This window comes from Streptomyces sp. AMJ-169 (assembly GCF_055597585.1).
Window position 1 is genome coordinate 101,051 of sequence record NZ_JBVLTJ010000008.1, and the last position, 25,913, is coordinate 126,963.

The 25,913-nt window shown below is 72.3% G+C and carries 19 protein-coding genes and 2 pseudogenes; 5 read left to right on the top strand and 16 right to left on the bottom strand.

The window, feature by feature from the left end:
- The first annotated feature begins 19 nt into the window (after window positions 1–19).
- The gene (locus tag ACYUD3_RS21115) at window positions 20–154 is read left to right on the top strand and encodes a hypothetical protein (RefSeq protein WP_470972125.1); all 135 of its coding nucleotides are present in this window, start codon (window positions 20–22) and stop codon (window positions 152–154) included.
- Between the two features lie 47 nt (window positions 155–201).
- Here ACYUD3_RS21115 and ACYUD3_RS21120 read toward each other — a convergent pair whose 3' ends face one another.
- The 7 genes and pseudogenes from ACYUD3_RS21120 to ACYUD3_RS21150 form a co-directional block, all read right to left on the bottom strand.
- The gene (locus ACYUD3_RS21120) at window positions 202–987 is read right to left on the bottom strand and encodes an alpha/beta fold hydrolase (protein ID WP_470972127.1); all 786 of its coding nucleotides are present in this window, start codon (window positions 985–987) and stop codon (window positions 202–204) included.
- Window positions 984–2,777: a glycoside hydrolase family 43 protein gene (locus ACYUD3_RS21125; protein WP_470972129.1), complete on the bottom strand. Its 1,794-nt coding sequence runs from the start codon at window positions 2,775–2,777 to the stop codon at window positions 984–986. Before ACYUD3_RS21125 ends, ACYUD3_RS21120 begins: the two co-directional genes overlap by 4 nt.
- A 263-nt stretch (window positions 2,778–3,040) precedes the next feature.
- A pseudogene (locus ACYUD3_RS21130) lies at window positions 3,041–3,979 on the bottom strand (alginate lyase family protein); the annotation flags it as partial.
- 23 nt (window positions 3,980–4,002) lie between these two features.
- Window positions 4,003–6,915, bottom strand: a complete 2,913-nt coding sequence (locus ACYUD3_RS21135; RefSeq protein ID WP_470972131.1) for a twin-arginine translocation signal domain-containing protein — start codon at window positions 6,913–6,915, stop codon at window positions 4,003–4,005.
- A 10-nt stretch (window positions 6,916–6,925) separates the two neighbouring features.
- Window positions 6,926–7,807, bottom strand: coding sequence for a carbohydrate ABC transporter permease (locus tag ACYUD3_RS21140; RefSeq protein ID WP_470972133.1), 882 nt, complete (start codon window positions 7,805–7,807; stop codon window positions 6,926–6,928).
- Entirely contained in the window at window positions 7,804–8,757 is a 954-nt protein-coding gene (locus ACYUD3_RS21145) for a carbohydrate ABC transporter permease (protein WP_470972135.1), read from the bottom strand. The genes ACYUD3_RS21140 and ACYUD3_RS21145 overlap by 4 nt, the downstream gene beginning before the upstream one ends.
- Before the next feature lie 120 nt (window positions 8,758–8,877).
- Window positions 8,878–10,206 (bottom strand): ABC transporter substrate-binding protein, encoded by a 1,329-nt coding sequence (locus ACYUD3_RS21150; protein ID WP_470972137.1) that lies wholly within the window; start codon window positions 10,204–10,206, stop codon window positions 8,878–8,880.
- Window positions 10,207–10,535: 329 nt separating this feature from the next.
- Between ACYUD3_RS21150 and ACYUD3_RS21155 the strand changes: the two genes are divergently transcribed.
- Both ACYUD3_RS21155 and ACYUD3_RS21160 read left to right on the top strand, forming a co-directional pair.
- Window positions 10,536–11,513, top strand: a complete 978-nt coding sequence (locus ACYUD3_RS21155; RefSeq protein WP_470972515.1) for a hydroxyacid dehydrogenase — start codon at window positions 10,536–10,538, stop codon at window positions 11,511–11,513.
- A gap of 141 nt (window positions 11,514–11,654) precedes the next feature.
- Window positions 11,655–13,613, top strand: coding sequence for a glycoside hydrolase family 127 protein (locus tag ACYUD3_RS21160; RefSeq protein ID WP_470972517.1), 1,959 nt, complete (start codon window positions 11,655–11,657; stop codon window positions 13,611–13,613).
- Window positions 13,614–13,803: 190 nt separating this feature from the next.
- Here ACYUD3_RS21160 and ACYUD3_RS21165 read toward each other — a convergent pair whose 3' ends face one another.
- On the bottom strand, window positions 13,804–15,966 hold the full coding sequence (locus ACYUD3_RS21165; protein ID WP_470972138.1) for an alpha-galactosidase: 2,163 nt from the start codon (window positions 15,964–15,966) through the stop codon (window positions 13,804–13,806).
- A 110-nt stretch (window positions 15,967–16,076) separates the two neighbouring features.
- Here ACYUD3_RS21165 and ACYUD3_RS21170 point away from each other — a divergent pair, with 110 nt between their 5' ends.
- Window positions 16,077–17,192 carry a LacI family DNA-binding transcriptional regulator gene (locus ACYUD3_RS21170; RefSeq protein ID WP_470972140.1) on the top strand — a complete coding sequence of 372 codons (1,116 nt, stop codon included), beginning with the start codon at window positions 16,077–16,079 and terminating at the stop codon, window positions 17,190–17,192.
- A gap of 12 nt (window positions 17,193–17,204) precedes the next feature.
- Here the strand turns inward: ACYUD3_RS21170 and ACYUD3_RS21175 are convergent, their stop codons facing one another.
- Entirely contained in the window at window positions 17,205–18,458 is a 1,254-nt protein-coding gene (locus ACYUD3_RS21175) for a MalY/PatB family protein (protein WP_470972141.1), read from the bottom strand.
- Between the two features lie 245 nt (window positions 18,459–18,703).
- Here ACYUD3_RS21175 and ACYUD3_RS21180 point away from each other — a divergent pair, with 245 nt between their 5' ends.
- Window positions 18,704–19,471 (top strand): helix-turn-helix transcriptional regulator, encoded by a 768-nt coding sequence (locus ACYUD3_RS21180; protein WP_470972143.1) that lies wholly within the window; start codon window positions 18,704–18,706, stop codon window positions 19,469–19,471.
- Here the strand turns inward: ACYUD3_RS21180 and ACYUD3_RS21185 are convergent.
- The 7 genes and pseudogenes from ACYUD3_RS21185 to ACYUD3_RS21215 form a co-directional block, all read right to left on the bottom strand.
- Window positions 19,426–20,529, bottom strand: a complete 1,104-nt coding sequence (locus ACYUD3_RS21185) for an MSMEG_0565 family glycosyltransferase (RefSeq protein WP_470972144.1) — start codon at window positions 20,527–20,529, stop codon at window positions 19,426–19,428. The two genes, ACYUD3_RS21180 and ACYUD3_RS21185, sit on opposite strands and share 46 nt — an antisense overlap.
- Complete coding sequence (locus tag ACYUD3_RS21190) at window positions 20,526–21,362, bottom strand: carbon-nitrogen hydrolase family protein (RefSeq protein ID WP_470972146.1); 837 nt, start codon at window positions 21,360–21,362, stop codon at window positions 20,526–20,528. Before ACYUD3_RS21190 ends, ACYUD3_RS21185 begins: the two co-directional genes overlap by 4 nt.
- A gap of 63 nt (window positions 21,363–21,425) precedes the next feature.
- Entirely contained in the window at window positions 21,426–22,463 is a 1,038-nt protein-coding gene (locus ACYUD3_RS21195) for an MSMEG_0567/sll0787 family protein (protein ID WP_470972147.1), read from the bottom strand.
- Window positions 22,385–22,870, bottom strand: a pseudogene (locus tag ACYUD3_RS21200) (MSMEG_0567/Sll0786 family nitrogen starvation N-acetyltransferase); the annotation flags it as partial. The pseudogene ACYUD3_RS21200 and the gene ACYUD3_RS21195, both read right to left, overlap by 79 nt.
- Window positions 22,840–23,907 carry an MSMEG_0568 family radical SAM protein gene (locus ACYUD3_RS21205; RefSeq protein ID WP_470972149.1) on the bottom strand — a complete coding sequence of 356 codons (1,068 nt, stop codon included), beginning with the start codon at window positions 23,905–23,907 and terminating at the stop codon, window positions 22,840–22,842. The pseudogene ACYUD3_RS21200 and the gene ACYUD3_RS21205, both read right to left, overlap by 31 nt.
- A complete protein-coding gene (locus ACYUD3_RS21210; protein ID WP_470972150.1) occupies window positions 23,907–24,422 on the bottom strand; it encodes an MSMEG_0572/Sll0783 family nitrogen starvation response protein in 516 nt (171 codons plus the stop codon). The genes ACYUD3_RS21205 and ACYUD3_RS21210 overlap by 1 nt, the downstream gene beginning before the upstream one ends.
- 79 nt (window positions 24,423–24,501) lie before the next feature.
- Window positions 24,502–25,830, bottom strand: a complete 1,329-nt coding sequence (locus tag ACYUD3_RS21215; RefSeq protein ID WP_470972152.1) for an MSMEG_0569 family flavin-dependent oxidoreductase — start codon at window positions 25,828–25,830, stop codon at window positions 24,502–24,504.
- Window positions 25,831–25,913: the final 83 nt, after the last annotated feature.

A 25,913-nucleotide genomic window follows, 5' to 3' on the forward strand; every position in this document is an offset into this window, starting at 1 on the left:
CACCCGACAGAAACCTGACGTGACGGCCGTCACGTATGACGCGGGGCTCGGTGTCGTCTGGCTGGGCTCGGTCTTCTACATGGTCAACCGCGGGTACGGGCGGACCCTTCTCGCCGGCGACGGGATGCGGTCTTTGATGGTGACCTGGCGGTGATCCGTGCGTATTGGGATCGGGCGAAGAGGCTGGAGTAGGGGGGCGGGTCAGGCTTCCCCCTCTGCCGTCCACTCCTCGATCAGCCGGATCGTTCGTTGTGGGTGTTCCTCGTGGAGGTAGTGGCCGGAGTCGGGCCAGTGGTCCACGCGGGAGGTGGGGGTGTGGAGGGTGGTTCGTTCCCAGGTTGCCGCCTCCGTTGAGGTCCATACCGTCAAGGACCGTTGGGGGCGCAGGCGTAGGTACTGCTCGCTCTGTGGGCGTACGCCTACCGCGTTCGGGGTGGTGTACATGCCGGCGTAGGACTGGGCGATGACGTGGTCCGGGGTTCCCAGCATGGTGCGGACATGCGCGGTGCGCAGGCCTGCCGGGGCCGTGGGGGAGAAGGCGCCCGCGATGAACTCGGCCGCCGCGCGCGAGCCTTGCTCCTGGTACCGCGCCAACCGGCCTGGGATTCCTGCCACTTCCTCGCCGTGTGCGCCGTGCGCCGGATCCAGGGCGATGACGGAGCGGACGAGGTGCGGGTGGCGTACGGCGAGCAGGTTGACCACCTGTCCGCCCATCGAGTGGCCTACGACCACCGCTGGGGTGGTGAGCAACTCGGCGAGGTCGTCTGCCATTTCGACCGGGGTGTTGCCCTGCTCGGGCACCTCGGAGCGGCCGTGGCCGCGCAGGTCGGGGACGGTGACGCGGAAGCGGGCGGCGAGGGCTTCGGCGTGCGGCGACCATTCCCGGCCGTCACCGCCCCAGCCGTGCACCAGGAGGAGGGGTGGGGCGGTGACGGGGCCGAGGGTGGTGGAGAAGAGGCGTGCGCGGGGTGGAGGGGGGGTGGTCATGAGGCGGTCTCCAGACTTTCCGGGTTCCCCGGGCTCTCCAGGTTCCCCGAGTTCTCCGAACTCCCCGCCCCGGTCAGATACGTGGCGTAGCCGAAGTCCGCGTACACCCCCGCCCCGTCGAGATCCTGCGCCCACAACCCCAGCATCGTTCCCGTGAAACCGAGCACCCTCAGCTGCCCCTCGTGGAACTCGTCGGCGTGCTCGTCGGACAGGACGGTGGCGTCGAGTTCGAGCGGCAGGGTCCGGAGGCCGGTCCCGGTGTCGTAGGCGAAGCGCAGGACGGGTACGTCGAGTTCGGCGCGCAGTGTGATCGCGGCCCCCGGTTCCAGCGGGACCTCCGGCTCGTGCGCGGTGAGGTGGCCGGCCGCGCAGGTCAGGGCCCGCAGGACGGGGGAGCCGTCGTCGGCGGCGGTGACGTACAGGTAGTGCCAGTTGCGGGTGTTGTAGTACGCGGTGAGTCCGGCCAGGTGGTCGGGGGTGCGGGGGGCGAAGGCCAGCCGGGTCTCGAAGGAGCAGCGCGGGGCGGTGACCCGGCGGGCGACGAGGCTGGGGGTACGGCGGCCCACCGGGGACTGCCCGCCGTGGACCCGCAGCCGCCCCGGCGCCGGTTCGAGCCAGTCGGGGGTCGCGGGGCGGCGCAGGGTGGACCAGTCGGGGCCGAGGGCGGGGGCGGTGAAGCGGTCGGTGGCCGGCGCCGGTTCGGGAACAGACGCCGAAGCGGACTCCGACGACGAAGCCGCCCCCGATGCCGAAGCGGACTCCGACGACAAAGCCGCCCCCGATGCCGAAGCGGGCCCCGACGACAAAGCCGACCCCGACTCCGACCCCGACGACACAGCTGACCCCGACCCCGCCCCCACCCCCGACTCCAGCCCCGCCACCACCACTTCCGGCACTCCCTCCCCGATCCGCGGCCACCCCTCCCCCGTCCACTCCACCACCTGCAACGCCGTCTCCCTCCCCAGCACGCACCGCCCCCGCACCCCGTCCGGCCGGGCGGCGATATGTGCGGCGTACCACCGCCCCCCGGCCGTCTCCACCAGCGAACAGTGCCCCGCCTTCTGCAACTCCAGCGTCGGATCGTGCCGGGAGGTGAGCAGCGGCCCCGCCGGGTCGGGCTCGTAGGGGCCGAAGAGGTTGCGGGAGCGGGCCACCGCCGCGCCGTGCTCGTACCCGGTGCCGCCCTCCGCGTGCACCAGGTAGTACCAGCCGTCGCGGCGGTACAGATGCGGCCCCTCGGCCACCCCGGCGGCGGTGCCGACGGAGATCGTCCGGGGCTCGCCCAGGAGGGTCCGCGCCGAGCGGTCGTACTCCTGGATCTCGATGCCCGCGAAGGACTCCCGGCCGGGGCGCCAGTCGAAGCGCATGTTCAGCAGCCAGCTGCGGCCGTCGTCGTCGTGGAAGAGGGAGACGTCGAAGCCGCGGGCGTGCAGGGGGACCGGGTCGGACCACGGGCCCTCGATCGCGGGGGCGGTGGTGACGTAGTTCGGGAGGTCCTTCCAGCCCTCCGCGTAGGTGTCGACGACGGTGAAGACGACGTGGAACAGGCCGTCCGCGTACGACAGTCCGGGCGCCCAGATGCCGCCCGAGTCGGGGACGCCGGTGAGGTCGAGGAGGCGGGTGCTGTCCAGGACCCCGCCCAGGGGGCGCCAGTTCACCAGGTCCCGGGAGTGGTGGAGGCGCACGCCCGGGTACCACTCGAAGGTGGAGGTGGCGAGGTAGAAGTCGGCGCCGACGCGCAGGATCGCCGGGTCGGGCTCGAAGCCGCGCAGGACGGGGTTGTGGATCAACGGGGTCGCTCCGCTCAGAGGGTGAACAGCAGGGTGCCGAAGCCCACGTGGTCGCACTGGAACGCGGCGCCCTCGGGCTGGAGCCGCGCCACGGCCGCGTAGGTCCAGGGAGCCGGCAGCCCGCGGCGCTTGACGTAGTGGTTGAAGGCGAGTTCGTAGACCGGGCGCAGATTGCCGCGCTCGATCGTCGAGAGGGCGGGGAAGGTCTGGAGGCAGGAGCCCCAGACGGCGTAGGGGACGGCGTTGCCGAGGTTGTACTTCGCCGTGTACTCGTAGCCGGCGAGCAGGCGGTTGCCGGACGCGGACCAGAGGTCCTGGCCCTGCACCCAGGCGATCTCGCACGCCTCGGCCATGCTGCCGAGGATGAGCTGGGTGTGGGCCTGGTCGCGGCCGGAGTCCACGCACTGGCCGGTGTCGCCGATCACCCGGCTGATCTTGCAGCAGTCGTGCAGGTAGAAGGCGTCGACGGCGGCGTTGTACAGCGAGGTGTCGTCGCAGAACACCCCGAACGCCATCATCGCCTTGACGCAGTTGGTGCCCCAGCCGGCGTCGCCGAAGGTCCGCACCAGCGGGACGAGGACGTTCTTGACCATGCTCTCGGTGGCGGTGATCTCCGCCGCCGACCAGCTGCCCGCAGGCGCGGTGTACCGCATCAGCTCGGCCGCCGCCGCGAACTTGAACCCGTAGATGGACGCGGCGAGTTGGGCGTCCTTGCCGGTGATCGAGGTGAGGGTGGCTGACCAGGCCTTGATGATCTGGAGGGCCTTGGCGGCGTGGGCGGTGGTGCCGGTCAGGTTCCACATCAGGGCGTTCTGGTACGCGGCGTTGCAGTCGTTCCAGAACTCCCAGTTGTGCACCTCGGTGCTGCCCCGGTCGACGGAGGCGAACGGGCCCAGCATCGTGTACGCCGACTGCGAGTACGGGTCGGCCTTGAAGACGTTCCAGCCCGCGAGCCAGGGCTCGGTGCCGGCGGCGATCCGCGTCCTCATCCGCTGGAGGTCGGAGAGCTTGTGCAGCACGCCGGGGTGGATGAAGGAGGTGAGGGCGTCGGCCTCGGGGGCGAGGGAGAGGCCGGCGGCGGTCGCGGCGGTGCCCACGGCGGTGATCTGGAGGAACCGGCGCCGGGACGGCACACCCCCGGCGAACCCCGCGGACTTCTCAGACCCCGCAGACCTCTCGGACCCCTCGGACGGCTCTGTCATGGAGTACTCCTCTCTTCGGACGTTCAGCCGCGGTACAGCACGACCGTGCTCAGCGGACCCACCCTGAGGCGCTGCCCCGCGCCGACCGTCCTGCGGCTCACCAGATCCCGCGCGGCGCCGAACCCGTGCCGGGCGGGAAGGACGTAACTCTTGTCCGTGCTCGTGTTCATGGCGATCAGATAGTCCCCGTACACGCACAGATAGAAGGGCGCCCGCCCGACGAGCATGGTCTCGACGCCGTCGAAGTGGACGCCGAGCGCGGGGTCGGGGACGTCGGCGGGGACCGGGGCGAGGTGCTGGACGTCGCCGGCCTGGGACTGGTGCAGGGTCTCGCCGGGCGGGGGAAAGCCGCCGGGCGGGAGGTGGCCGGCGCCGGGGTCGTTGATGGCGTAGTCCCACAGGATCCAGTCGCGGACCGTGAAGGTGTCGCCGGTGGCGCCCGCCGAGCGCTGGCGGACCGTCGCGGAGCGCTGGTCGACGGGGGTGAGGTGGTGGACGCGGGCGTAGTCGTTGACGCCCTGCCGGGCCCGCCAGTACAGCGACGCGAAGAGGAGTTCACGGCCGTTCTTGACCGCGAGGCAGCCGTTCTCCTCGTCGGTGAACACGAAGTCGGGGCGGTCCCAGTCGGTGGGGACGCGGGCGGGGCGGGCGGGCAGCGCCTGGTAGGCGTCCCAGTCCCGGGAGACCAGCCGCAGCGCGGCGAGCCCCACCCGGGTCCAGGTGTGGTGGATCAGCAGGTCCAGCTGGCGGTAGAACTGGCCGTCGGCCATCATCTCCTGCGTCCAGCCGACGAGTTCGGGGTCCTTGAACACGGCCGCCGACATGAGCGGATGGGAGTCCCAGGCGGTGCGCGACGCGTACGCCACCTCGCCGGGGTAGACCTCGTTGCGCCAGCCGACGACCGTCTCGATCCGCGCGATCCGCGCGCCGGTCTCGTCCACGTCGACCACCCGGAACCGGCCGCGCGCCTTGATGATCCGCACCATCTGCTCACGCAGCTCCGGCGCCTGCCGCCCCTGATACCCCCGGGTCACGGACTCGTACATCATCACGAGCCAGTCGGTGACCTCGCCGTAACTGCCCACGAACCCCAGCTCACGGGTCAGCCCCGCTTTGGTCACCTGCCGGTAGCCCGCGCCGAGCGGCTTCGTCGGACGACCGTCCGCGTCCTCCGGGCCGAGGTAGGCCGTCATGCCGAGCGACTGGTACAGATACCCGCGCGCCCGCTCCTCCGGGAGCGCCAACTCCGGTGCCAGCAGCCCGAGTCCGCGGTTCGCCTGGTACAGGCCGATCGCGCAGATCTGCGACTGGTTGGTGTAGTGCGGGAAGTGCTGCCGCCAGTAGTCGCGGCTCGACTTCAGCATGTCGGTGTAGGCGGCGCGCCGCACCGGCTGGACGACGGCGCCGGGGCCGCCGGCCGCGGCGGTCAGCGTCACGTCGTCGAACCAGGCGGTGCCGGGGCCGGAGAGCCTGAGGTGCAGCTCGATCTGGGTGGCGCCGTCGGGGGTGTCCAGGTCGATCGAGACGTACTGCCAGTCGTGGGTGCCGGTGGCCGCGTACTGGCGGTGGTCGCCGCCGACGAGCTTGCCGTCCGTGTCGAAGAAGAGCGGGTCGATATGGGCGCCGGCCCCGGTCGCCGCGTCCGTCCTGATCCAGGCGCCGTAGGTGTAAGTCCCCTTGCCCACGCGGGTCTTGGGGGAGGAGTAGACGGTGATGAAACCGTCGGCCGCCGTCGCGGAGACCTTCAGGGACGCGCCGCCGCCCCGGGAAACGGTCGTGTCCCGCGCCCAGGAGGTGTCCGGGGTCTTCCCCCAGCCCGGCACCTCCCACCCCTCGGGAGTCGCCCCGCCGTCCTCGAACCCCGGGTTCGGGAGGTCGTACGGCGAACCGGTCACCCGCTGGTCCAGGCGGTCGCCCAGGTGCTCCCACAGCAGGGCCAGCACCAGGCCGACCCGGCCGAAGCCCTGCCACTGCTGGTCGGAGCCGGTGAGGACGGTCGCGTCGGACTTCCACGCCAGATAGCGGCCGTCCAGGGCCCGCAGGACCCGGTCGAGCGCGGCCGGGTTGCGGTGAGCGGGGCTGCCGGGCCAGAGGTAGCCCTCGGCCAGGGACTGGAACGCCCAGGCGTCCATGCCGGCCGGGTTCGCGCCGCTCAGGTAGTACCGCTGGTCCTTGTCGACCCGCGCGCGTACGGCCGCCAGGGCCTCGGGGCCCTCGACCGCGCGCGGCTTCGGGACCGGCGCCGGGCCCTGCGGCTCGCCCTTGGGCGGCACGAAGTACGGGTCGGTGTGGGTGTACAGGCGGTAGATGCCCCGCGAAGGCGTCGTCATCGGGTAGTAGAGCTGGGCGGCGTTCTGGCCGTAGGACCAGATGCGGCCCATCGAGCGGATCTCCAGCGTCACCTTCCGCCTGCCTCTGGTGAGCCGCTCCGGCAGGGGCAGGGTGTGGAAGAAGAAGCGGCCCGGGGTGCGCGGCGCGGTGTCGAGGATGTCCAGGCTGTCGACCGCGCCCTCGTCCTGGTGGCCGATCTGGAGGCCCTCACAGAACAGCTGGAGGCGCCACATGTTCGTGCCGGACCCCGCCTGGCGGGCGGTCGGGTCGTGGTCGTCGCCCCACAGGCGGACGGTCACATAGGTGGTGGCGGTGGGGCTGACGGCCATCTCGAACTTCAGCGTGCCGCCCCAATAGCCCGCCGCCTCGGCCGGGTTGAGGACACGGGCCCGCTGGCCGAGGCCGCCGGTGACGGTGTCGGAACGGGTGGCGGTGAGGGCGTGCGCGGACTCGGACGCCTCGTCGCCGAAGACAACGATGTCCAGATGAGCCTTCGTGGCGGCTGCCTGGGCGGGCGGGGTGCCCAGCAGGCCCAGGCCCGCTGCCGCCACTCCCGTGGTTCCCGCGTACTTGAGCACGTCACGTCTTCCGGGGGTGTGGGACACGGCTGATCCTTTACTTGAGGCTGCCCATGAGGATTCCGCCGCGCCAGTACCGCTGGAGCGCGAACATGAACACGGCGAGCGGAACGATCGACAGCAGCGAGCCGGTGAGGACGAGCGTGTTCATGTCGCGGGCGGTCTGCGCCTGCTGGAGCCATGAGTAAAGGCCCAGGGTGACGGGGAAGGAACGCTCGCCGTTGAGCATGAACAGGGGGAGGAAGAAGTTGTTCCAGATGTCGATGAACACCAGCATGAAGATGGTGATCCCGCCGGTGCGCATCAGCCGCAGCGCGACCGACCAGAAGATCCGCAGCTCACCGGCGCCGTCGAGGCGGGCCGCCTCCATCAGCTCGGCCGGCACGGAACTGTCCGCGTACACCTTGCCGAGATACACCCCGAACGGGTTGATGAAATACGGGATGAGGATCGACCAGATGGTGTTGGTCAGGCCGATCTGCGCGAAGACCAGGTAGAGCGGGAACGCCAGCAGGGTGCTCGGCAGCAGCGAGGCGCCGACGGTCAGCGCGAACAGGGCGCCCCGGCCGCGGAACTCGAACTTCGACAGCCCGTACCCGGCGGCCAGCGAGATCAGCGTGGAGCCCGCTGCGCCCAGCGTGGAGTACAGCACCGAGTTCCCGATCCAGCGCAGGAACACGCCGTCGTGGTACGTCCAGATGGCCTGGAGGTTGTCACCGAGGTGGTTGCCTGCGAACCACAGGCCGAAGGTCGAGTACAGGTCGGTCTGGTTCTTCGTCGCCGAGACCAGCAGGAACCAGGTCGGGGCGAGCGAGTACAGCAGGAAGAGGACCAGCAGACCGGTGGTGAGGGCCACGGCGCCCTTGCGGGGGCGGACACCGGGGGAGCCCTCGCGGGCCTTCGGGGCGAGGGTGCTCATGAGACTTTCCTGTTCGTGACCCGGTGGAAGACGAACGCGAGAACGCCGGTGACGACCGCGAGGACGAGGGACTCGGCCGCCGCGTACTGGTAGTCGCCGGCCTTGAACGCCCGGTCGAAGATCTCCATCATCGGAGTGAAGTCGGTGCCGATGGACTCCGGCGCGACCTGCCGCAGCATCAGCGGCTCGGTGAACAGCTGCAACCGCCCGATCAGCGAGAACATGCCGGTCAGCACGAGAATCCCGGTGATGTTCGGGACCTTCACCGACCACGCGATCCGCCACTCCCGCGCCCCGTCGAGCCGCGCCGCCTCGTACATCTCGCGCGGCAGCGCCTGGAGCGACGCCGAGATCAGGATCATGTTGAACCCGATGCCCTGCCAGGTCAGCAGATTGCCCAGCGAGAGATAGGTGTTGAGCCCGCCGAAGAACTCGATGTCCGTGCCGGCCCGGTGCGCGAGATCGAGCAGCGGGCTGCCGGTCGGGCTGTAGAGGAACAGCCACATGACCGTCGACACCACGGCGGGTACGACGTACGGGATCAGCAGCGCGGCCCGGAAGAACCGCACCGCCCGCGCCGCGACCCCGTCCAGCAGCAGCGCCAGGAACAGCGCGATGCCGAGCATCACCGTGATCTGGACCGTGCCGAACAGCAGGGTGCGCAGCATGCTCGACCAGAAGGCATGGTCACCGAAGATCGCCGAGAAGTTCGCGAACCCGCTGTAGACGATCCGGGTCGGGCCGAAGCCGAGCCCGCTGCTCTTCTTCCGCTGGAGGCTCTGGGTGAAGGCGTAGCCGATCGGCAGGACGTAGGTGACCAGGAAGCCGACCAGGAAGGGCAGCGTGAACAGCAGCCCCTTGCGGGCCGTCCGGCTCCCCTCCCGGCGGGGGGAGGACCGCCGGCCGGGGGTGTCGGGGGCGGCCTCGGGGGGCCACGTCAGGGTGGACACAGATGACTCCAAGTCGGGTGCGCCAGAGGGGAGATGAGGCGGGGCTCAGCTGCCCGTGTCAGAGAGGCGGGGCTCAGCAGCCCGTTCCAGGGGGGCGGGGCTCAGCTGCCTGCTTCAGGCTCAGCCGCCCGCGACCGCCTTGATCCCCTTGCCCTTGAGGTCGTCCAGCGTCCACTGCTGGAGCCCGCTCAGCATCGCCTTGACGGTGATCTCCCGCTTCATGACCTTGCCCCACTGCTTCTGCATCTCGGAGTACATGCCGGCGTAGTCGGGGCCGTACTGCCACTGCGCGCCGACCCGGGCCGCCGCGTCGGTGATGACCTTCGCGCTGTCGGACCGCCCGTTGAACATCTCGGCCGGGATGATCTTGTCGACGTACGGCGAGACGTCCTTGACCGCCGGGAACAGGCCCGACTTGGACTTCGGGTCGGTGAGCGCGGTCAGCGACTCCTTGCTGCTGCTCAGCCAGGAGGCGAACTCGGCGGCCCGGTCGGGGTACTTGCAGCCCTTCAGGACGGCGGTGGTGTCGAAGTTGCTGGACGTGCGGGGCTGCGCGGAGTTGAAGAGCGGGGCGTCCGCGAGCTGCCAGTCGCCCCTGGACTTCGGGAAGTTGGTGTCGTAGATCGGCAGCTGCCAGGTCGACGTCGTCATCGCGATCGTCTTTCCGAGGTCCCAGGTCCTGAAGACGCCCGGGTCGGCGTACGAGGCGTTCGAGACGAGGCCGCCGTCCACGAGCCGCTGCACGACGTCGCCCGCCTCCAGCGCGGCGGGGGAGGTGAAGCCGATGACCCAGTGGTCGCCCGCCGCCTTGTACCACTCGGCGCCGGCCGACCAGGACAGGTCGACGAGGGTGCTCGGGTCCTCGCCGGCCATGTTGAAGATCTTGACGTCCTTGTCCTGCGCCTGCACCTTCTTGCCGGCCGCGATGAGGTCGTCCCAGGTCCGGGGCGCCTGGATGCCGTACTTCCGGAACAGGTCCGCGCGGTAGGCGGTGAACAGCGGGGCGGACCCCATGGGGATGCCGAAGGTGGTCCCGCCGGGACTGACCGCGTTCCACGCCGCCGCCGTGTACGACGCCTTGTACGGCGCCGCGAGCTTGGAGATGTCGGTGAGGAGGCCGTCGGCGGCGAAGCTCGCCAGGTTCATGCCGTCCATCTTGGACAGACAGGGAGCCGTGCCCGCGTTCACCGCGGCCCGCAGCTTCTGGTAGACGGTCTCGCCGGCCGCGTTGACGAACTTCACCTGGGTGTCGGGGTGTTCCTTGTTCCACACCGCGGTCTGCGCCTCGATGCCGTCGGTCCAGCTCCAGAACTCCAGCGTGACCTTCCCCTCGGTGCGCGCCGAGGACTCCGAACCGCTGTCACTGGAGCAGGCGGCCAGCAGCAGGGCGAGGGACGCGGCGGCGGCCACCGGGGCGAGGGCTCTGCCGCGGACACGGAACTTGGACATGGGCTGCTCCCGCACGGTGGTAATCGTTTGTCATGGATCGTCGTGGACGCTAGGGCTGGAACGGCCTCGTCCGCAATAGGTGGGAGCCGGATTGTTTCGGCGAACTTTCCGGGGTGTTACCCGAATATCGTTCCTGACCTGGGAGTTCCCTGGATGTCGGGACATCGGGAAGTGGGGGTGAGGGGAAGGGTTGTCTCCGGCTCGGTCATTGACCGGTGGTCGTCACGGCTTCTAGCGTGGAATACGTTTACTGAGCCGACGACCGCGGCTGCCCACCTCCGAGCAGGAGCATCGTGTTCACCACTTCCCCGCCCCACGCCCTCTTCGCCATGGACCCCGTGCACCTGTCCGAGCTGTTCCCGCCGCCCCTGATGGACCGGCTGCGCCAGCTCGTGCGGATCGACCCGGCGCTCGTCGTCCAGGACTTCGCCGACCCCACCGCCGCCGGGGCGCTGGCCCAGGCTGAAGTGCTGGTCACCGGCTGGGGATGTCCCCCCATCGACGCCCGGGTGCTGGAGGCGGCGCCCCGGCTGCGCGTCGTCCTGCACGCCGCCGGCAGCGTCCGCCACCTGGTCGGGGACGAGTTCTGGGCGCGCGGACTCACCCTGTCCAGCGCGGCCCTGGCCAACGCCCTGCCGGTCGCCGAATACACGCTCGCCGCGATCCTGCTGGCCGGCAAGGACGCCTTCGGACTGCGCGAGCGCTTCCGCCGCGAGCACGTCTACCCGGCGCCCGCCGAGTACGCCGCCGTCGGCAACCTCGGCCGCCGCGTCGGCCTCATCGGCGCCTCCCGCGTCGGCCGCAAGGTACGCGAGCTGCTGCGCCCCTTCGACCTCGCGGTGAGCGTGTACGACCCCTACCTCGACGCCGCCGCGGCAGCTGAACTGGACGTCGTGGCACTGCCGTTGGAGGAGCTGCTGGGCACCAGCGACATCGTCAGCGTGCACGCGCCCGACATCCCGCAGACCCGGGGGATGCTCAGCCGGGAGCGGCTCGCGCTCATCCCCGACGGGGGCGTCCTCATCAACACCTCGCGCGGCGCCCTCATCGACCACGCCGCGCTCACGGCGGAGCTGGTGAGCGGGCGGATCAGCGCGGTCCTCGACGTCACCGAACCGGAGCCGCTGCCCGGGGACTCCCCGCTGCACCGGCTGCCGAACGTGTTCCTCACCCCGCACATCGCCGGGTCGCTCGGCAACGAACTCGCCCGGCTCGGCGGGACGGTCGTGGCGGAGCTGGAGCGGATCGCGGCGGGGGCACAGCCGGCGCACGCGGTGCGGCGGGCCGAGCTGGCGATCAGTGCGTGAGCTGTAGGGGAGCCGTGGCTGATCTGCGGCTTGGGGGCCGCGTCCGGTCGGCGGCGCGGAGCCGTGTCCGGTCGGCGGCGCGGGAGTCGCGTCCGGTCGGCGGCGCCCTGTCATTTTCTGTTTCTCACCCGGAGGTTTCCGCTGAACACCGCACATCCCGGCCCCGTCCTGCCCACCCCGGGCGCCGTCTCCCCCCTGCGCCCCGTCACCGACGCCCGGATCGAGGGCGGATTCTGGGCCGAACGGCGCCGGATCAACGCCGAAGTGTCCCTCGCCGAGGGCCCGGAGCGGCTGGAGCAGGCGGGCAACCTCGCCAACTTCCGCGCCGCGGCGGGCTCGCGGACGGACGAGGGGGACTTCTCCGGCGACTTCCAGTTCCAGGACTCCGATGTCTACAAGTGGCTGGAGGCGGCTTGCTGGCAGCTCGCCGATACGCCCGAAGCGGGCGCCCCCGACGCCAGTGCCCTCGCCGACGCCGTCGAGGCGGTCGTACGGCTCATCGCCGACGCCCAGCGCGAAGACGGCTACCTCCAGACGTACTACCAGCTCGGCGGCGGTGAACCCTGGACCGAGCCCGGGTGGGGGCACGAGCTGTACTGTGCGGGGCATCTCATGCAGGCGGCCGTGGCGCACCACCGGGTGACGGGCGGGACTCAACTGCTCGACGTGGCCGTGCGGTTCGCCGACCACATCGGCTCGGTGTTCGGGCCCGGCGGGAAGGACACGGTCTGCGGGCACCCCGAGGTGGAGACCGCGCTGATCGAGCTGTACCGGACCACCGGGGAGCGCCGCCATCTGGAGCTGGCGCGCTTCTTCCTCGACCGGCGCGGCCACGGCACCCTCTCCTCCGGCGCCGACCGGGGCCACGACCGCGACCCGGGCCCCGAGTACTGGCAGGACCACACGCCCGTCCGCGAGGCCGACGAGGTCACCGGACACGCCGTCCGCCAGCTCTACCTGCTCGCCGGCGCCGCCGACCTCGCCGCCGAGACCGGTGACCCCGAGCTGCGTACGGCCCTGGAGCGGCTGTGGCGGGACATGGTCACCACCAAGACCTACCTCACCGGAGCCGTCGGCTCCCGCCACGACTGGGAGGCGTTCGGCGCCGCCCACGAACTCCCCGCCGACCGCGCCTACGCCGAGACCTGCGCCGCCATCGCCTCCGTCCACTTCTCCTGGCGCATGGCCCTGCTCACCGGCGAGGCCCGCTACGGCGACCTCATCGAACGCACCCTCTTCAACGGCTTCCTCGCCGGCGCGGGCCTCGACGGCCGGACCTGGCTGTACGTCAACCCCCTGCACCTGCGCGCCCGTTCCCACGAACGCCCCGGCGACCAGAGCGCCCACCGCACCCCCTGGTTCCGCTGCGCCTGCTGCCCGCCCAACGTGATGCGGCTCCTCGCGAGCCTCCCGCACTACGTCGCCGCCGCCGACGCCGAGGGGCTGCGGCTGCATCAGTACGCGACGGGGGTGTACGGCGCCGACGGGCTGTCGGTGCGGGTCGCGACCGAGTACCCGTGGGACGGGACGGTCACCGTGACCGTCGAGGAGGCACCGGCCCGCCCCCGGAGCCTCGCGCTGCGGCTGCCGTCCTGGTGCGCGCAGCACACGCTGACCCTCAACGGCCAGTCCCTGGACGGCCGTTCGGAGTCCGGCTGGCTGCGGGTGAACCGGGAGTTCGTGCCCGGGGACACGGTCCGGCTGGTCCTCACGATGCCGGTACGGCTCACCGGGGCCCACCCCCGCGTGGACGCGGTGCGGGGTTGTGCCGCGCTGGAGCGGGGGCCGCTGGTGTACTGCATGGAACAGACGGACCAGGTGGGGGAGTTGGACCCGGACGGGGTTGTGCTGGACCGGGATACGGTGCTGGGTGAGGGGTGGCGGGGGGACCTGCTCGGCGGGGTGGTCACGGTGACGGCCACCGGACGCCGAGTGCTCGACGGCCCCCCGGCGGACTGGCCGTATCTTCCGCTAGGGGGAGGGGAGTTGGCGGCCGGGGAGCCGGTCGAGCTGACGGCGGTGCCGTATTACGCGTGGGGGAATCGGGGGGTGGGGGCCATGCGGGTGTGGGTGCCGGTGGCTGAGCGCGGGGCCGGCTGAGAAAGCCCGCCCGGTTCACGCCGGGCGAGCCTCGGTTGGTTTGGCGTCGGCTCGAGTGGGCGTGGCTTCAGCCCGGTTGTTTTGGCATCGGATCAAGTCGGCTTGACCTCAGCCGAGTTGCCGTGATGTCAGCTCAAGTCAGCTTGGTCTCAGTCGAGTTGCCGTGGCATCGGCTCAAGTCGGCCTGACCTCAGCCCAGTTGCTCCGGTATCACCCCGAACGCCAGCAGCACCGCCGACCGTTCCACCGGAAGCGTCACCCGCAGCACCCGCCCCTCCCCGTCCCACTCGTGCGCCGGCTCCGGTCCCGCCGTGAACAGCGGGCGGGGCCGGGCGAGTTCGGGGAGCCAGGGCAGCGGGACGGTCACCGTCTCCGGGGCGCCGTCCCGTCGGCACAGCGCCAGCAGCGTCGTGTCCCGCTCCGTCGTCAGCGCGAGCGCCGTCCACCCGTCGCGCCAGCCGGGCAGCCCCAGCGGCCAGTGCGGCAGGGCGCCCGGCAGGAGGTGCCGGTAGGACTTGTACGTCTCCAACGCCCGCCGCACGACGGCCGCTTGATCCGGCGTCAGCAGATCCGGGCGGCCACTGAGGTGCACGCGGCCGAGCAGCGCCGGTACGAGCGCCAGCCCCAGCTCCGGCACGCTGTGCTCCGGCAACGGGTAGGCCCACACCGCCCCCTGCTCCGGCGGCACCGCGGTCGGCGCGGCGGCGGCGATACCGGGCAGCAGCCGGAAGTCCTGCTGATCGGTGACGGAGTGGATCGGCGTACGGGAGAGGATCGCGTGATCGGTACGACTCCCGCCGGCCGCACAGGACTCCAGGACGAGACCGGGATGCCGATCGAGGACACCGTCGAGCCAGTCGAGGTAGGCCCGGTTGTGCCCGAGGAGACCGTCACCGGGGCTGGAGGGGACCTCACCCCCGTCCGTCCCCACCCCGATGTCAATATTGTGATCCAGCTTCAGATACCCCACCCCGTACTCCGCCACCAACCGGTCCACCACCGAGTCCAGGTGCCCCCGCGCGGCGGGATGCCGCAGGTCCAGTTGGTGCCGTCCCCACTCCACGAGCCGTACGCCGTCCCGGCGGAAGAACGCCTCGTCGGGGAAGTCGGCCGCGATCGGGCTGCGCACCCCCACCGCCTCCGGCTCCAGCCACAGCCCCGGCACCATCCCCGCCGCCCGGATCCGGTCCATGACCTCACCGAGCCCGCCGGGGAACCGCACGGCGGACTCCTCCCAGGCGCCGACCGCGTCCCACCAGCCCGGCACCCCGCCGGGACCGACCGCGCCGGGCGGCTCGGCGTCGTACCAGCCCGCGTCGACGCAGAACACCTCCGCGCCCGCCTCGGCCGCCGCGTCGATCAGGGGGAGCAGCGCGGCGGTGGTCGGCTCGCCCATCAGGCAGTTCATGAAGTCGTTGAAGACGACGGGGAGTTGATGGTGATCGGGGTGCGGGCGGCGGGTCGCGCGGCGGTGGTGGGTCAGGGCGGTCAGGGCCGCCTCGAAGCCGCCCGAGGGGACGAGGGCGACGGCCGCCGGGACCGTACGGAAGGACTCCCCGGGCGCCAGCGGCCGACGCCATTGGTGCTCGCGGTCGGTCGGCCCCGACAGCGTGAGGTAGACGTCGTCGAAGCGGTCCCCCAGCTCCGCGTGCCAGGAGCCGTTGTGCTCGATCTGCCACATGAGGGCGCGGCCGGTCGCGGTCTCCTCCAGGCAGCCCATGGGCAGGAACTCGGACGACGACCAGGAGCCGGTGCTGGTGAGGGCGACCCGGTTCTTGGAGCCGGTCTGGCCGTACGCGACCATGCCGACGTCGTACAGCCCGCGCTCCGCCAGGCTCGCCCGCGACCAGCGGAACTCCCCGCTCCAGGGGTTGGCCGCGGTCCACAGGGACAGGGCGTCCTCCCAGCGGCCGGCGAGGCCGTGCGCCAGGTTGGAGAGGGCGAAGGAGGAGACGTACTCCAGGACGACCGCGCGGTCGCCGAGGTTCTCGATGTGCGTCTCGGTGCGCACGACGGGGGTGTGTCCGTGGACGGTGCAGGAAGTTGTCACGCGCAGGCCGGTGGACTCGTCGGCCATGTGCACCCGCAGCGTTCCGTCCGCCTCCTCGTGGCCAGCGTAGCGCAGCGCCCGGGACGCGGCCCCGTCCACGTGGCGCTTGCCGGACGTGCCGGTCCGCCCGCTGCCGGCCGTCTGTATCTCGACCAGCGGCAGCGCGGAGCGGACGAGCCGCTCGTCGGGCACGGGCAGACCGGCCGCTTCTCCCGCCGCCAGCAGCAGGGCGGGGCCCGCGGTGTCGAGGGCGAGGAGCAGGGACAACTGCTCGGTGCCCCAGCGGAGATGGGTGACGGACACGAGGGCGGCTCCGGGAGGTGCGGGCGGACAGTAAACGATTACCTTCGGGCGGACCTTAGTAATCCCGGGCGCGGGACCGCAAGACGGCTCGATGCAGTAACGTCGTCGTCGTGACGGTCAAGGGAAACGACTCCGGCGCGGCACCGGAGCGCAAGGCTGCCAAGCGTCGACGTAAGGTCTCCGCAGGTGGTGAGCGTCCGAGCACGGTCAGGGACGTCGCCGAGCGGGCGGGGGTATCGGTAGCAACCGTTTCCCGTACGCTCGCGGGCGACTACCCCGTCTCCGCCGCCACCCGGGAACGGGTCATGGCGGCCGTGGAGTCGCTGCACTACGTCGTCAACGTCCACGCCAAGGCGCTGTCCGGCAAGGTCGCGGGCCCCATCGCGCTGGTGCTGCGGGACATCACCGGCCCGTCGCTGGCGCACGTCGCCGCCGGGGTGGAGCAGGAGGCGGCCCTGCGCGGCAGGCTGAGCCTGGTGTGCGCGACGCACGGGGACACCGGGCGCGAGGACGACCTGGTGCAGCTGATGCGCGAGCAGCACGCGGCGGCGGTCGTCCTGGTCGGCGGCGCGGTCCAGGACGAGGACTATCTGCGGCGCATGACCGAGTACGCGCGCGCCCTGGACGCCGCCGGCTCCCGGCTGGTCCTGGTCGGCCGGCCGCCGCTGCCCGAGGAGCTTCCCGTGACCGTCGTGGACTACGACAACCGCGGCGGCTCCTTCCAGGCCGTGGACCATCTCCTGGTCCAGGGCCACCGGCGGGTGCTGTTCCTCGGCGGCGACACCGACCTGAGCACCGGGGCCCAGCGCCGGGAGGGCTACCTGCACGCGCTGCGCGCCCACGGGGTGCCGTACGACGGGGAGTTGGACGTCCCCGGCCCCTACACCCGGGTCTCCGGCTACCAGCGCACCCGGGACGCGCTGCGGGCGGGCGCCGGGTTCACGGCCGTCGCCGCCGGGACCGACATGGTCGCGCTCGGCGTCCTGGCCGCGCTGCGGGAGGCGGGGCTCGACGTCCCCGGCGACGTCTCGCTCGTCGGCTTCGACGACGTCCCCTTCGCCGCCGACCTCACCCCGTCGCTCACCACGGTCCGGGTGCCCTACGAGGACCTGGGCCGCACGGCCGTACGGCTGGCCCTGGAGCACACCGAGCGGATCGCCGGGGACGACCATGTGGTGCTGGGCACCCAGCTCGTCATCCGGCAGTCGGTGCGCAGGCAGGCGTGAGGCAGCCCCGGGTCAGCGGTGGTGGCGGACCACGGAACGCCCCATCCGGGTGACCGCCTCGGTCAGGACGGCCTGGGAGGTGGCGAAGTTCAGGCGTACGTGCCCGGAGCCGCCCGTGCCGAAGATGTGCCCGGAGGACAGGGCCACCCTGGCGTGCTCGAAGAAGTGCCAGGCGGGGCCCGCCAGTTCACTGACCGCGGCGAGTGCCCCGGGGGACTCCTCCGGGGCGAAGCCGAGGAACCGGCAGTCCAGCCAGGCCAGATGGGTGCCCTCCGGCCTGAAGTACCCGGCCTCCGGCAGGTGTTGGGCCAGCAGCTCACCGAGCAGGGTGCGGTTCGCGTCGAGCCCGGCGAGGAGCGCGTCCAGCCACGCCTCGCCGTGCCGGAACGCCGCCGTGTGCGCGATGACGCCCAGGTAGCTCGCCCCGAGGTGGACCTCCGAGGGCATCCGGCGCAGATCGGCGACCGCGTCCGCCCCGGCCACGGCGAGCGCCGCCTTGATCCCGGCGAGGTTCCAGCCCTTGGTCGCCGACATGAGCGAGAAGGCGTCCTCCGCGCCCGGCACGCTCAGATAGGGCGTGAACCGGGCGCCGGGCAGCACCAGCGGGGCGTGTATCTCGTCGGCCACCACCCGCACCCCGTACCGGCGGGCCAGCGCCGCCACCGCCGTCAGCTCCTCGACGGTGTGCACCACGCCGGTCGGGTTGTGCGGATTGCTGAGCAGATAGGCGACCTTGCCCTGCCCGCTCGCCGCCCGCACCCGCCGGAACGTCTCCCCGAGCCGCTCCGGATCGATCCGCCCGTCCCGGCCGAGCGGCGCCTCCACGGTCCGCCGGCCGTGATGCGTGACGAACGCGTAGAACGGCGCGTACACAGGGGAGTTGACGACGACGGCGTCCCCCGGCTCGGTGACCAGCCGCAGCACCTCGACCGCGCCCGTCATGACGTCGGGGATCACGGCGGACCGCTCCGGCGTCGCCCCGCCCCAGTTCCAGCGCCGCACGGCGAACCCGTCCAGCGCCTCGGCGAGCCCGGTCCCGGCGGGGTATCCGGTGTCCCCGGCGTCGATGGCCTCGTGCAGGGCCTCGGCGACCTCGGGGGCGGGGCGCACGTCCATCTCGGCCACCCACAGGGGCAGCACGTCCGGCGGATGCGTACGCCACTTCAGGCTGCCCCGGCGGCGCAGCTGGGCCAGGGTCAGCTCTTCCAGGGGGTTGGCGTACCTCCCGGGTCCGATGCCCTCGTACGTCGGGCTGGGCTGGCGCATGAGAGACCTCCGGGGCGAGGAAAGTGAGGGGAAGGCGGCTCATGGGCTGTCAGATCCGCCCGAGCTTCTCAACGAGAATTGCAAAACAGGGGGCTCGCTGGCAAGAGATGCACGCACTATTGAAAATTTGGCCGACGATGCATCAGAATCTCAACTCCGCTTTGAAACAAGGGGGTTGGAGGGCATGGTCCAGACCTCGGTATCCTTCAACGCGTCGTCAAGGTGAACACAGGACGGGGGCACTCATGGAACCGGCGCCGGCCAGCCCGATGCTTCCGTCGGCCGCTGCCCTGCGGGGCCTGGACGCGGAGTCCGTCAACGCCGTCCTCGAACTCCTCGTGGTCCCCCTCCAGGCGGCGGTGCTCCAGCCGACCGAGGTGGTGCTGCACGACCTGCGCCGCATCCCCCGCACCGTGCGCGCGATCGCGGGGACGGTCACCGGACGGCACGTCGGGGACCCGCCGACCGAGAAACTGCTGGAGCGGATCGCGGCGGGCGATCTGCGGCACGAGGTCGGCTACCGCTCCCAACTCCCGGACGGGCGCGTCCTCCAGAGCACGACGATCGTCTACACGGACGCCGCCGGACGCCCCGCGGCGGCGCTCTGCCTGAACACGGACGTCTCCGCCTGGGTCGCCGTCCGCTCCGCCATGGACCGGTTCGCGCTCGGCCACACCGGGACGTGCCTGCCCCTCGCGCCGCCCGCACGGCCCGCGCCCCCCACGCCTGCTGTTCCCGAGCGGCCCGCCGTCCGGCAGGGGGAGTCCTTCCCGCACAGCGTCGAGGAACTGTGCGCGCTGCTCGTGGACGCGGCCGTCGCGGCGGTCGGCGTGCCCGTGGCGCGGATGCGCAAGGAGCACAAGCTCCAGGTGGTCGCCGAACTGGAACGCCGGGGGTTCTTCCTGGTCAAGCAGGCACCCGAGTCCGCGGCAGCCGCGCTCGGCGTCAGCCGCTTCACCATCTACAACTACCTCAACGAACTGAACGGGCCCGACGGACCGAGCGAGCGGTAGATCTCCAGATGCCGCCGGGCCGCGCGGTCCCAGGTGTGCCGGGCGGCCAGCGCACGCCCGGCGGCGCGCCGCCCGGGGGAGGGGACGGCGAGCGCGTCCCCCAACGCGGCGGCCAGCTCCCCGGGCGTCCCCGCGAACCGAGCGGCGCCCCCGAACACCTCCCGCAGCACCGGCAGTTCACGCACCACCAGCGGAACCCCCGCCGCCAGCGCCTCCATCGCCGCCAGCCCGAACCCCTCCTTGAGCGAAGGGAACGCGAAGACATCGGCGGCGGCCACCAGCGCGGGCAGCTCCGCGTCGGCCACCGGCCCCAACACCACGGGCTGCACGCCGAGTTCACCCGCCCGCGCCTCCCAGCGGGCCCGGTACTCCCGGTGGTCGAAGAGCGTCTCACCGCCCGCGACCACCAGCCGCACCTCAGGCCGCCGCGCCCGCAGCACGGCGTACGCCTCCAGCAGGTCCAGCGACCCCTTGCGCGGTTCGATACCGCCGACCGTGAGCACGTACCGGCCGAGCCGCGCCCGCCAACTCGCCCGCGCCGCGGGGTCGGTGACGGCGAAACGCCCGTACGCCACCCCATTGGGCACCACCTCGGCCCGCAGCCCCCAGCCCGCGCGCAGCTCGGCCGCCACGGCCGCCGAGACACAGATGTGCGCGTACGGGCCGACGAGCGCGCGTTCGTGACAGGCGGCCAGTTCCGGGGTGGTGAAGTGATCGAGGTGATGGACCGTGCGGACACAGCGGCCGGCCGCGTTCGCGCTGATGCAGTCCTGGGCGTGGATGATGTCGTACCCGGCGGGGTCGAACGCCTCGCGCAGGGTGCTGATCGAGCGCAGGACGCGGGCGCCGACCGGCTCCCCGGGCGGGGCGTCGGCGAACGGGACGATCCGCAGCGCCACCGCCGGATCCACGGGACGGAAGAAGCCGCTGTCGCCGCCCCGGCCCAGGGTCCACACGGTGACGTCCTCACCGAGCGCGGCGAGCGCCTCGGCGAGGGCGAGGGTGTGGACGACGCCGCCGCGCGGCTTGGTGGAGTAGCTGAGCAGGGCGATCTTCACGCGGTGACCGTGTAGGTCTCGGGCCGCCGGTCGCGCAGATGCCCCATCGACCGGCGCGCGGTCTCCAGGGCCCGGCCGACGTCGAGTGCGGCGACCGCCATACCGGCCCCGACCCCCGTCCCGGCGAGGATCTCGCCGCCGGGGTCGACGACCTTGGCGCCGCCGACGAAGCGCAGCGACCCGAAGACGCCCGTCTGGTTGGCGGACAGCCACACGATCTGGTTCTCCAGCGCGCGGGCCCGGTCGAACAGGTCGAACCGCCGCTTCCAGCGGTCCTGTTCGAGATCGGCGACCGCGTGGGTGCGCGCGCCCGGCCAGGCCGACACGCACACCCCGATCTGCGCCCCGTCCAGTGCGAGGGCCCGCGCGGACTCCGGGAACGCCTTGTCGTAGCAGATTGTCATCCCGATCCGGCCGACCGGGGTGTCGAAGGCGCGGAAGCGGTCGCCGGGGGAGTAGGAGGCGTCCTCGCTCAGCGGCTGGTGGACCTTGCGGTGGTTGCCGAGGACGCCGTCGCCGGTGACGCAGACGGCGCTGTTGTAGCGGGTGTCCCCGGCGGCCTCGCAGTAGCCGGCGACGACCGTCATCTCCCGTGCCAGCGCGGCGAGTCGGCGGATCTCCGGGCCGTCCAGGGCGAGCGGGGGCGGGCCCTCGTCCAGGTCCGCGCCGGCGGCGAGGCTGAACAGGTACCCGCCCAGGCACGCCTCGGGCAGCGCGAGCAGCCGCACGCCCGCCGCTCTGGCCTCGGCGATCAGTCGTTCGACGGTCGCGAAGTCCTCTTCCAGATCGCGGCCGAACGCGGCGGCGACGGCCGCCATGCGCAGCGTGCTCATGCCGCTCCCCTCCAGATCAGCGTGTTCATGCCGCTCCCCTCCCGGTCAGTGTGTCCATGGGGTTCACGCGGTTCCCATCCCGGTCACCGTCGAGGCGACCGCTTCGGTGATCTCGCCGTCGGGCCAGCGCAGCCCGACGCCTTCTCCGGTGGTCAGTTCGCCGCACACGGCGCCCGTGGCGGGCCCGGCCGGCAGCGGGGGCGTGTCCGGCGCGGCGGCGGTGAGCATCGCCCAGCCGGGGAAGCAGGTCAGCCAGTCGCCCATGGCGGCCGGGCCCGGCCGGGGCACGGCGGCCACGTCGAGCACCGCCCGGCAGCCGCTCGCCTCGGCGAGCATCCCGAGCGTCCCGGCGATCCCGGCCATCGACACGTCCTTCGCGGCGGCCGGCCGCGCGAGCGCCACCGCCCTTGTCATGGCCCGCAGTTCGGCCGCGCGGCGGCCCGTCGTCGAGTCCCACTGCCGCCCCCGGTACCCCGGCCGCCAGCCGCCGCCGAGGTCGGCGGTCAGCCGCACGGCGTGCCCCGGGCGCCCGCCCCCGCCCGGCACCGGGTGCGCGGCGCGGCCCAGCGCGGTCACCGACAGGGCGGCGGGGACGCCGAGTTGGGTGTGGCCGCCGAGCACGGGGACGTCGTAGGCGTGGGCCGCGCGGGTGAGGCCGGACAGGATCCGGGTGGCGTGCGCGGCGTCGCGGGCGGCCAGGGCGTCCAGCAGGCCCAGAGGTGAAGCGCCCATCGCGGCAAGGTCGTTGACGTTGACCAGGACCGCGCACCAGCCCGCCCACTCGGGGTCGCGCTCGACCATCGACGGCACGATCGCGTCGCAGGCGGCGATCAGATCGGTGCCGGGGACGGGCGCGCCGTCGTCGCCGGCGAACCCCGCGCCGCCGGTCCCATCGGTGCGAGCAGACCGGCGAGCGCGGACTTCGTCGCGGCGGCCTGCGCGGCGATCCGGCCGACGGGCCAACGCATCAGCACATGCGGCGAGTTGGCGACCATGGTCCGCCTGACCGACCGCCAGCCGAGCCGCCGGAACAAGGCCTCGCCCCGCAGTTGGACGGTCGCCTCGAAGCGCAGCACGCTCTCCGCCTCCGCCCGCGCGCACGCGGCCCGCACCAGCGCCGCCCCGATCCCCCGCGCCCCGCGCGCGGCGGGCGCCACGGCCAGCCGGCCGCCCGCCCACCAGCCCAGATCCAGGCCGTCACCCACCGGCCCGAGCCGCACCCCGCCGACGACCGTCCCGTCCCGCTCCTTGGCCACCAGCACGACCGTCCGAGGATCACCGTCCCGGTCGTCGAGATCGTGACCGCTGAACAACTGCTGCTCGCGCACGAAGACTTCGCCGCGCAGCTTCCGATAGGCCGCCAAGTCCGCGCCCCCGGAGGCCTGTTCGATCCGCAGGGCGGCCAGAGTGCTGCGATCGCCCAGCAACTCCAGGATGTCGTAAGGCTGTTCGGCCGCCCGCTGCGGCGGCACCCCCCTCACCCGCCCGCCGCCGGCAGCACGCTGCACGCACCGCAGGCCGCGCAGCCCGCCCGCTGGTCAGCGCCACGCATCCCGGCGGCCCGCAACCGCGCGGCGACCCCCTCGGTGACGTACCGCAGCAGCTCGGCGTCCGGCGCCCCGATGCCGTCCCGCGCGGCGAGCGTGCCGCTCATCGGGCGGAACGGGACGACGAACGGGTACACCCCACGGGCGATCAACTCCCCGGCGCCCGCGATGAGTTCGTCCGGATCCTCGCCGAGGCCGACGAGCAGATAGGTGGAGACCCGGTTGGGCCCGAAGACCCGCACCGCCTCGTCCCACGCCGCCGCGTACTCGGCGAGCGGCACGGACGACTTGCCCGGCATCCAGCGCCGCCGCACCTCCTCGTCCAGCGACTCGGCATGGACGCCGATCGCCGTCGCCCCCGCGTCGTGCAGGGCCCCGATCCAGGTGAGGTCGCCGGGCGGCTCGCACTGGACCTGTACCGGCAGCCCCGGAACGGCCCGGCGGACGGCGCGCACCGACCGCGCGAGGGTGCGGGCACCCCGGTCGGGGCCGGCCGTCGTACCGGTGGTCATGACCATCTGCCGCACCCCGTCGAGCCGTACGGCCGCCTCGGCGACCTCCGCGAGCTGTGCCGGAGTCTTCGCGGCGACCGTCGCGCCGGACCGCAGGGACTCCTCGACGGTGCAGAAACGGCAGCGGTCGGGCTCGGCGTAGCGGACGCAGGTCTGGACGACGGTGGTGGCGAGGACGTCGGTGCCGTGGAGGCGGGCGATGTGCTCGTAGGGGACGCCGTCGGCGGTCGTCAGATCGTAGAACCTCGGGCGGCCGACGGGGGTGAGGGTGAGGCCGGTGTCCTCGTCGCCCAGCCAGACCCGGCCGTCGCGCACGCGGTAGGGGCTCGCGGGGTTGCGGGGGAGGGCGGCACCGGCGCCGTGTCCCAGCACGAAGTGCCCGTCGTCGCTGGGTCCCGCGCCGTCGGGGCGGCGTACCGGTGCGGGCAACGCCACGCCGTGCAGGGCGAGTTCGGCGCGGGTCAGGATCCGCACACCGGTGCTCATCACAGCTGGTAGGTGGAGTTGATGACGGCGCCCTTGCGCGAGTAGTGGATCAGCGCGTCCTGGACGTCGAGGGGATGGGTCGGGATGACCCCCTCGATCAGGTCCTCCTCGCGGGCGCCGTGCAGGGAGAGGCCGAAGCGGCAGCAGTAGACCTTGCCGCCCTCGGCGATGAACGTCTTGAGCTGGTTGTTGATGTTGTGCTCGCCGGGGAACGCGGAGTTGCCGGTGGTCGGGAAGCCGCGCGTGGCAAGGCAGTTGAGGGAGCCGGGGCCGTAGAAGTAGAGGGCCGTCTCGAAGCCCTTGCGCAGGGCGCGGGTCGCCTGGAGGACGGCGACGAAGGACACCGAGGACTCGTGGGCGATGCCGTGGACGAGGGTGAAGTAGCTCTCGCCGTTCTCCGCCCGGTAGTCGGGGACCTTGGCCGAGCCGTAGATGCTGGAGCCGTCGGGGAGGGAGGGGTGCGGGATCTCGGCCAGGGACGTCTGCTCGGCTTCGGTGAGGCGCTGCTCGGACATGGCTGTCTCCTCGGGAAGGGTGCGCGACGGTCAGTCGTAGAGGGCTGCGTAGGTGTCGTGGACGGCCGGGCCGTGGCCGTCAGCCGATCGGGAGGGCGGTGGTGAGGAGGCCGGATGCTCCGGTGAGGGTGCCGCAGACGTCGGCGAGGCGGCGGCCCGCGTCGATGTGCCCGGCTATGAACTCGGCGTCCCTGCCCACCGCTTCGAACCGCCCCGAGCCCCAGGTGTGCTGCCAGGGCAGGCCCAGGAAGTACAGGCCCGGGACGCTGGTGACCCCTCGCCGGTGCATCGGGTAGCCCCGGCCGTCGAACGCGGGGACCTCGATCCAGCGGTGGTCGCGGGTGAAGCCGGTCGCCCAAATGACCGAGGTGACACCGGAGTTGGCGAGGTCGAGGACGCGGGGCTGGCCGTCCGGCTCCCACACCGGGGTGTAGCGCGGCTCGTGCGGGGCGTCGACGCCGCGGGCGGCTATGTGCGCGTCGATCGCGTCCTTGATGCCCTCGGCGACGGTGTCCGCGTGATCGAGGGCGCCCTTCAGATCGTCCGCGAACTCGGCCTTCCCCGCGGCGACTTCGGTGAGATGCCCGTACAGCCGCATCCCGTCCCGGGCGAAGGCGCGCAGATCGATGTCACGGCCGCCGCCGCGCCCGGTGACGTAGTGGTTGACCCGCATCCGTACGGCGTCCGCGTCCGCGAACTCCTCGACGGACCTGGTGTAGTGGCCCATCTCGTCGAGCCAGGCCACGCAGTCCCGGCCCCGGTAGAAACGGGCCACCCGGGGCGCGCCGCCGACCGCCAAGTGCACCTGCCGGCCCGCGAGATGGAGGTCCTCGGCGATCTGGCAGCCGGACTGCCCCGAACCCACCACCAGCACCGCCCCGGCGGGGAGCCGATCCGGACCCCGGTAGTCGCAGGAGTGCAACTGCGGGACACCGGACGGCAGTCGCTCGGCGAGCCGGGGAATCCTGGGGGCGTGGTACGGGCCGGTCGCCACGACCACCTGGTCGGCCGTGAACTCGCCTTCCGTCGTGGCCAGTTCGAAGACCCCGGCGGGCGACCTGCGCACCCGGGTCACCGTCACGCCCTCCCGCAGCGGCGGGCCGAAGGAGGCGGCGTACTCCTCCAGATAGCGGACGATCTCCTCGCGGACCATGAAGCCGTCCGGGTCGTCCCCCCGGTAGGGGTGACCCGGCAGCCTGCACTGCCAGTTGGGGGTCACCAGGCAGAACGAGTCCCAGCGGCGCTCGCGCCACTCGTGGCCCACCCGGTCGGCCTCCAGCACCACATGGCCGACACCGTGCTCCAGAAGACAGAAACTGACCGACAGACCGGCCTGTCCGCCGCCGACGACGGCCACCGGGAAATGCGCTCCCGCGAGCGGGCGGCGCGCGTCACAGATCTCGGGCATGACATCCCTCCACGCTGTCCGGACCAACTCACCCGGAATAAAGGGAAGTTACATGCTCCTCACGGTGTGTGCGACTTTGGATA